Consider the following 8,172-nt stretch of genomic DNA (forward strand, 5'->3'; position numbering starts at 1 on the left):
TCTCAAATTGCAAACAATCCGCTGTCAACAAATCTTAGCGGGTGTTATAATGCCGTGCATCTTGCACAAACTGAAAGACTGAGCATCATGCGTATCGTAGAAAAAGCCTATACTTTCGACGATGTTTTGTTGGTTCCTGCACATTCAACCGTGCTGCCACGAGACGTTAAACTTCAAACCAAGCTCACCCGCGAAATCACGCTCAACCTCCCCTTACTTTCCGCCGCAATGGACACCGTTACCGAAGCACGCCTCGCCATTTCCATGGCGCAAGAAGGCGGTATCGGCATTATCCATAAAAACATGACGCCCGAAATGCAGGCGCGTGCCGTTTCCAAAGTGAAACGCCATGAGAGCGGCGTAGTTAAAGACCCGGTAACGGTTGCCCCGACGACGCCCATCCGCGAAGTATTGGAAATGCGCGCGCAACGCAAACGCAAAATGTCCGGTCTGCCCGTCGTTGAAAACGGCAAAGTGGTCGGCATCGTTACCAACCGCGACCTGCGTTTTGAAAACCGCCTCGACCTGCCCGTTTCCGCCATCATGACCCCGCGCGAACGCTTGGTTACCGTCCCCGAAGGCACAAGCATCGACGAAGCGCGCGAACTGATGCACGAACATAAAGTCGAGCGCGTTTTGGTCTTGAACGAAAAAGACGAGCTTAAAGGCTTGATTACCGTAAAAGATATTTTGAAAACCACCGAGTTTCCAAATGCCAACAAAGACTCCGAAGGCCGTTTGCGCGTAGGCGCGGCAGTCGGTACCGGCGGAGACACCGAAGAGCGTGTAAAAGCCTTGGTCGGAGCGGGAGTCGACGTCATCGTCGTCGATACTGCACACGGCCATAGCCAAGGCGTTATCGAGCGCGTGAAATGGGTGAAAGAAACCTATCCGCACATCCAAGTCATCGGCGGCAATATCGCAACCGCCAAAGCCGCTTTGGATTTGGTCGCAGCAGGTGCAGACGCCGTCAAAGTCGGTATCGGACCGGGTTCGATTTGCACCACCCGTATCGTTGCAGGCGTAGGCGTGCCGCAACTGACTGCCATTCACAACGTTGCCGAAGCCCTCAAAGGCACTGGTGTTCCACTGATTGCCGACGGCGGCATCCGCTTCTCCGGCGACATCGCCAAAGCCTTGGCAGCGGGCGCATACAGTGTCATGCTCGGCGGGATGTTTGCCGGTACGGAAGAAGCACCGGGCGAAATCGAACTCTACCAAGGCCGCTCGTACAAATCTTACCGCGGTATGGGTTCTCTGGGAGCAATGAGCCAAGGCTCCGCCGACCGCTACTTCCAAGATAAAACCGACAGCACCGACAAATATGTCCCCGAAGGTATCGAAGGTCGCGTTCCCTACAAAGGCCCGATTGTGAACATCATCCACCAACTGACTGGCGGTTTGCGTTCCAGCATGGGCTATTTGGGCTGCGCCAATATCGAAGAAATGCACGAAAAAGCGGAATTTGTAGAAATCACCTCCGCCGGCATGAGCGAATCCCACGTTCACGACGTTCAGATTACTAAAGAAGCACCAAACTATCACCGCTAAGATCAAGTGAACAAAGGTCGTCTGAAAGTTTCAGACGACCTTAATTGCATCACATTCAAAAATTGTTATTCCACTTCAACTGGCTTACCTTGCTTATCAATATAAAAGAATTCATCCTCACTATAATCTTCGTCTTTAAATATATTCTTCATATTAACAAGTGCCACACCATTTTGGAAATTATTGAAAGTACCAAATTTGAACGGTATGATTACTTTGCCGGTTCTATCTAAATAGCCGAATTTGCCGTTTAATTCTGCACCAATCAAACCTTCACTCAATGAACCTAGATACGTATATTTAAAAGGGATAACTACCTTTCCCTTTTTATCGATATAACCGTATTTATCATTTTGTGAAACCCTTGCCATACCATCCTCAAAATTATAAGCACTTTTATATCGCGCAGGAATTACCCACTGATTTCTTTTATCGATATAACCCCATTTATCAAGAATCTGAACAGCAGCTAAACCTTCATTAAAATAAAAAGCTTCTTCATATTTTGGTGGAATAACCATCTCACCTTTTGTATTGATATAGCCATATTTATTTGTATCAACAGTAGCGACCGCAGCGAGTCCTTCACTGAATGAATCGGCTTTAACATATTGAAATGGGATGACAACTTTACCCTTTTTATCGATAAAGCCCCATTTGCCTTTTTGTTTGGCAGGGGCAATGCCTTGTGAAAAATCACCAGGCATGTATTCGAATTTTAAAGGAATAACTTCTTTACCACTGGCATTGATATAACCGCATAAAATCTGATCTGATTTTCCTACGGTTTTACATACTGCTGCCAATCCTTCAGAAAAATCATAGGCATCATAATACTTAAGTGGAACAACAACCTTCCCTTGTCGATTAACAAAGCCATGCAAAAAAGGATTCTTCTTGTTACCCGGCTTCACAACCCTAGACAAGCCTTCTTCATTAAGGCAAAAAACCGTGCTGTAACCTTCTCTACCAGTCAATTTTGGTACTTCGCAGGTATCAGCCAGTACAATAGGCATATACACTGATGCAATGAAAGCGCCTAATAATATTTTCTTCATACATTAACCTTGTTGAAAATGATGCGCGAATTTTATAAAAATTCATAAGGCATGTCCATATTCAAAACCGGCAAGATTACTGAAAATATTTTCAGACGACCTCTTATTCACAATATAGTGGATTAAATTTAAATCAGGACAAGGCGACGAAGCCGCAGACAGTACAGATAGTACGGAACCGATTCACTTGGTGCTTCAGCACCTTAGAGAATCGTTCTCTTTGAGCCAAGGCGAGGTAACGCCGTACTGGTTTAAAGTTAATCTACTATACAAGCACTGGTTTTATCTATAAGCCTTTAATCATCATATTTTACCTTGCAACTATTTCTTAAAAATATAGAAAATCAGCTACACTTCCTTAGCCATAAAAATATTTTCCAGTGTTTTCCTAAATGCCATCATATTAATGCTTTCGTCTATATCAATTTCGATGTGTTTTTTAATTTTCAGAGATTCCTGAATATCTTCCCCAAAATCAAAAGATAAAACGTGATCAATTAAATTATAAGCAACATCATTACTCTCAATTGAAAAAGTTTGCTCATTAAACTCAAAATAGATTTTATCGTCTTCGTTTTGATTGAAGGTTAAAGTGAAGTAATGAAAATCTCCCAAATCAAAATAGATATAAGATAAACCCTCATCATCAGACTCATCAAACAAGATCTCTATTGGCTTCCACATAACTGATGTCCATATAAATTTTATATAAATTCCTATTTTCCAGCTTATTATTTTTTATTTTATTCTTTATCCCTTATTCCAACCTTAACTCATCGGCATCATAGCATCTCTTTCTATGTAAATCTTAAATAAAAAATTCATTTTTTTTTTGAAAATCAAAACGCTCAATTAAATTCCAGCTTAAATAACTATTATGCCATCAATTAGAAACCTGACAATTGAAACAAATTTCGTTTTTTCAGACGACCTTCCAAACCAAGCCTTTACAGCAAGTTACCCTGCCCTAAAATCTCAAAAACTGTTAGAATACGGGGCTGTTTGAGCATATATTGCTCCCTGTGCAAACCGATGTTGACGTGAAACAAACTTACAGTCGGTTTCATAGCAGTTTTGGCGCCACCATCGGTATAATCGCCGTTGATGTGCTTTCAGCGATACTCACAGGTCGTCTGAAATGTAACAAAGCTACTTTTCTTTTTTCATCCTCATTTGGAGAATATTCATGAGCGCAATCGTTGATATTTTTGCCCGCGAGATTTTGGATTCACGCGGCAACCCCACCGTAGAATGCGATGTATTGCTGGAGTCCGGCGTAATGGGCCGTGCCGCCGTACCGAGCGGTGCGTCTACCGGTCAAAAAGAGGCTTTGGAACTTCGCGACGGCGACAAATCCCGCTACTCGGGCAAAGGCGTATTGAAAGCAGTTGAACACGTCAACAACCAAATTGCCCAAGCACTGATCGGTATCGATGCCAACGAACAGTCCTACATCGACAAAATCATGATCGAGCTGGACGGCACTGAAAACAAAGGCAATTTAGGTGCGAATGCTACTTTGGCAGTTTCTATGGCTGTTGCCCGCGCGGCTGCCGAAGATTCAGGTCTGCCGCTTTACCGTTACTTGGGCGGTGCTGGTCCTATGGCTCTGCCTGTTCCGATGATGAACGTTATCAACGGCGGCGAACATGCCAATAACAGCCTGAACATTCAAGAATTTATGATTATGCCAGTCGGCGCAAAATCCTTCCGCGAAGCCCTGCGCTGCGGTGCCGAAATTTTCCACGCGCTGAAAAAACTATGCGACGGTAAAGGCTTCCCGACTACTGTCGGCGATGAAGGCGGTTTCGCTCCTAACCTGAACAGCCATAAAGAAGCCCTGCAACTGATGGTTGAAGCAACCGAAGCTGCTGGTTACAAAGCAGGTGATGATGTCTTGTTTGCTTTGGACTGCGCATCCAGCGAGTTTTACAAAGACGGCAAATACCACTTGGAAGCCGAAGGCCGTTCTTACACCAGCGCAGAATTTGCCGAATACCTTGAAGGCTTGGTTAACGAATTCCCGATTATCTCCATCGAAGACGGTATGGATGAAAACGACTGGGAAGGCTGGAAACTCCTCACCGAAAAACTCGGCAGCAAAGTACAACTGGTCGGCGACGACTTGTTCGTAACCAATCCGAAAATCCTTGCCGAAGGCATCGAAAAAGGCGTGGCAAACGCATTGCTGGTCAAAGTCAACCAAATCGGTACTTTGAGCGAAACCTTGCAAGCGGTTGACTTGGCAAAACGCAGCCGTTACGCCAGCGTAATGAGCCACCGTTCGGGCGAAACTGAAGACAGCACCATTGCCGACTTGGCAGTCGCTACCAACTGCATGCAGATCAAAACCGGCTCATTGAGCCGCTCCGACCGCATGGCGAAATACAACCAACTGCTGCGCATCGAGGAAGAATTGGCAGAAGCTGCCTACTACCCCGGCAAAGCCGCATTCTATCAACTGGGCAAATAAGAAAAGGTATTGATGTATGAAGTGGGTAACTGTTGTTTTATCCATCGCGCTTGCTTACTGCCAATACAGCCTTTGGTTTGGAAAAGGCAGTATCGGGCATACGGAAGAATTGCAGGAACAACTTTCCGTGCAGGAGGAGAAAAACCAGACGCTCACTTTGCGCAACCAGTTCCTTGCTGCGGAAGTCGATGATTTGGCGAACGGTCAAGAAGCGATTTCTGAAATTGCCCGTGTGGAATTGGGTTACGTCCAAGACGGCGAAACCTATTACCGTTTTATCGAACGCAGCCGTTAATTGCCCTGATGGGAATAAAAGGTCGTCTGAAAAGGAGTGATTCCCAAATTTTAGGTCTCTATAAATAACTTTCAGACGTTTCGTACAAGCAGGCTTCTGTGGCACACAGAAGCCTGCTTCTCTAATTTCAAAACAACATCGTCCCCATCATTTCCCAAACGCATGTAAGCATCTGTCTACTGTAAATCAATTTATCCTATCCTGATATAAACATCCCATTCTCAACACAACTCAAAAACCCCTCCTAAGCACAAATCTTTCTATTGGGACAAATATAGTGGATTAAAATCTCAATCTGCTCCCATTCTTTTTCTAATATGCGGTTTCCAAACGCTTTTTGCGGTACAATACCGCCCTTAAATTTTTCCTTATTTCAAAGCACAAACCGCTATGTCCAAAAAAACCAAGCAAGAATTAGAGAACAACAAACTCAACAAACGTCTGCGCCATGCCGTCGGCGACGCGATTAACGATTTCAACATGATCGAGCCGGGCGACAAAATCATGGTTTGCCTCTCCGGTGGCAAAGACAGCTACGCCCTGTTAGACATCCTGCGCCAGCTCCAAGCCAGCGCGCCGATTGATTTCGAACTGGTTGCCGTCAATCTCGACCAAAAACAGCCGGGCTTCCCCGAAGAAGTGCTGCCGACCTATCTTGAAAGCATAGGCGTACCGTACAAAATCGTTGAAGAAGACACCTACTCCACCGTCAAACGCGTATTGGACGAAGGCAAAACGACTTGTTCACTGTGCAGCCGCCTGCGCCGCGGCATCCTCTACCGCACAGCAAAAGAATTGGGCTGCACCAAAATCGCCTTGGGACACCACCGCGACGACATCCTCGCCACCATGTTCCTGAATATGTTTTACGGCGGCAAACTCAAAGCCATGCCGCCCAAGCTGGTGAGCGACAACGGCGAACACATCGTCATCCGCCCGCTGGCATATGTGAAAGAAAAAGATTTGATTAAATACGCCGAACTGAAGCAATTCCCGATTATCCCGTGCAACCTCTGCGGCTCGCAGCCTAACCTGCAACGCCAAGTCATTGGCGATATGCTGCGCGATTGGGACAAACGTTTCCCCGGCCGCATTGAATCGATGTTCTCCGCCCTGCAAAACGTCGTTCCCTCCCATCTTGCCGACCCCGAGCTTTTCGACTTCGCCGGTTTGGAACGCGGTCAAACCTTAAAACACGGCGGCGACTTGGCGTTTGACAGCGAAAAAATGCCCGAACGATACTCCGACGGCAGCGAAGAAGACGAGAGTGAAATCAAAATCACCCCGTCCAAACCTGAACGTAAAGTCATCAATATTCTGGCGAACAAGCCGAAAACTTGCGGTTTATAACGGGATTTAGATTTTCAGACGACCTTTGGGATACCCTTTCAAGGTCGTCTGAATTTTTATAGTGGATTCACTTTAAACCAGTACGGCGTTGCCTCGCCTTGGCTCAAAGAGAGCGATTCTCTAAGGTGCTGAAGCACCAAGTGAATCGGTTCCGTAATATCTGTACTGTCTGCAGCTTCGTCGCCTTGTCCTGATTTAAATTTAATCCACTATATTCTTCCTATTCTTGACAATTCATACAGAAACAATCACAGCCTATTCTTGCGACAGCTTTTGCAGGGAAACTATATAAAGCACGAACCGTCATAGATCACAACAAAAGGTCGTCTGAAAACCGATTTTCAGACGACCTTTTCGTTTTTCACTCATCAACATCAGAATACTATCAAATATCATTTTTTATTTTAAATTAGCAAACAAAACAATAATATCAATTATTATACCTTTCCCGTCATTTTATTCCCCGATACAATCAACATCATGACACACAAGAAAAAATCTATTAATGTCAAATAGATAGGTATTATTTTTTCCCAGCAACTTGTTCTCAAGGAGAGCCATCATGGCCAATACATTGCACTCTTTATCCCGCAGCGCAGCAAACAATAAATCAGACGTCCTCAAAGGAACGCCCCGCGATGACGTTTTACATGGCGGTCTCGGACATATCACATTCTATGGCGGTTTGGGCAACGATATTTATTACAGTAAGAACGCAGGCGATACCATTGTTGAATATGCACATGAAGGCAATGATACGGTTTACGCCGATACAACCTTTACCTTACCGACCCACGTCGAAAACCTGACACTGACAGGCAACGGCAACACCTTTGGATTTGGCAACAACTCTAACAATATTCTAATAGGCAACAGCGGCAACAACCGCTTGAGCGGCGGTCGCGGCAATGACAAGCTAGAAGGTATGGCTGGTAACGACCTGTTGCTAGGCGGTGACGGCGACGACTCGCTCTATGGTGGAGATGGCAAGGACTCACTCTATGCTGGAGATGGCGATGACCGGCTCTATGGTGGAGATGGCGACGACTGGCTCTATGGTGGAGATGGCGACGACTGGCTCGAGGGCGGACATGGTCGCGACGGCCTTGTGGGTGGAGATGGCAACGACACTTTAAACGGTGGTAGTGGAGTAGACTTCATGCGTGGTGACCAGGGGGATGATATTTACTATGTTGATAATTGGCTCGATGAAGTTGACGAATATTTTGATGAAGGTACCGATACTGTTTACAGCAGCGTTTCCTACTTTATTAATAGCAACGTCGAAAACTTGACGCTGATAGGAAACGATAACATCAACGGTTATGGCAACGAAGAAAGCAACATCCTGACAGGCAACAGCGGCAACAACCACTTGCTCGATAATACTAGATGGATATGACACGCTCTACGGCATGGACGGTAACGACCTTCTGCAGAGTGGC

7 protein-coding genes and 1 pseudogene are annotated in these 8,172 nt (G+C 45.6%); 5 read left to right on the plus strand and 3 right to left on the minus strand.

Annotated features, from left to right (window positions below):
• Positions 1-87 precede the first annotated feature (87 nt).
• Entirely contained in the window at positions 88-1,551 is a 1,464-nt protein-coding gene (guaB, locus tag HMPREF1028_RS05445) for an IMP dehydrogenase (RefSeq protein ID WP_009311784.1), read from the plus strand.
• A gap of 65 nt (positions 1,552-1,616) precedes the next feature.
• On the opposite strand, the gene HMPREF1028_RS05450 is transcribed toward guaB, so the two are convergent.
• On the minus strand, positions 1,617-2,609 hold the full coding sequence (locus HMPREF1028_RS05450) for a WG repeat-containing protein (protein WP_009311786.1): 993 nt from the start codon (positions 2,607-2,609) through the stop codon (positions 1,617-1,619).
• Positions 2,610-2,957: 348 nt separating this feature from the next.
• Positions 2,958-3,293, minus strand: coding sequence for a hypothetical protein (locus tag HMPREF1028_RS05455; protein WP_009311788.1), 336 nt, complete (start codon positions 3,291-3,293; stop codon positions 2,958-2,960).
• A 502-nt stretch (positions 3,294-3,795) separates the two neighbouring features.
• Here HMPREF1028_RS05455 and eno point away from each other — a divergent pair.
• From eno to ttcA, 3 genes are all read left to right on the plus strand, one after another.
• Positions 3,796-5,082 (plus strand): phosphopyruvate hydratase, encoded by a 1,287-nt coding sequence (gene eno / locus HMPREF1028_RS05460; RefSeq protein WP_003756747.1) that lies wholly within the window; start codon positions 3,796-3,798, stop codon positions 5,080-5,082.
• Between the two features lie 16 nt (positions 5,083-5,098).
• Positions 5,099-5,377, plus strand: coding sequence for a cell division protein FtsB (gene ftsB / locus HMPREF1028_RS05465; RefSeq protein WP_003743241.1), 279 nt, complete (start codon positions 5,099-5,101; stop codon positions 5,375-5,377).
• A 390-nt stretch (positions 5,378-5,767) separates the two neighbouring features.
• Positions 5,768-6,727, plus strand: a complete 960-nt coding sequence (ttcA, locus tag HMPREF1028_RS05470) for a tRNA 2-thiocytidine(32) synthetase TtcA (protein ID WP_009311792.1) — start codon at positions 5,768-5,770, stop codon at positions 6,725-6,727.
• Between the two features lie 151 nt (positions 6,728-6,878).
• On the opposite strand, the pseudogene HMPREF1028_RS15450 reads toward ttcA, so the two are convergent.
• Positions 6,879-6,941: pseudogene (locus tag HMPREF1028_RS15450) on the minus strand (transposase); the annotation flags it as partial.
• A gap of 348 nt (positions 6,942-7,289) precedes the next feature.
• Between HMPREF1028_RS15450 and HMPREF1028_RS05475 the strand changes: the two are divergent.
• The gene (locus HMPREF1028_RS05475; RefSeq protein WP_009311794.1) at positions 7,290-8,129 is read left to right on the plus strand and encodes a calcium-binding protein; all 840 of its coding nucleotides are present in this window, start codon (positions 7,290-7,292) and stop codon (positions 8,127-8,129) included.
• Positions 8,130-8,172: the final 43 nt, after the last annotated feature.

This window comes from Neisseria sp. GT4A_CT1, assembly GCF_000227275.1.
Lineage (GTDB): Bacteria > Pseudomonadota > Gammaproteobacteria > Burkholderiales > Neisseriaceae > Neisseria.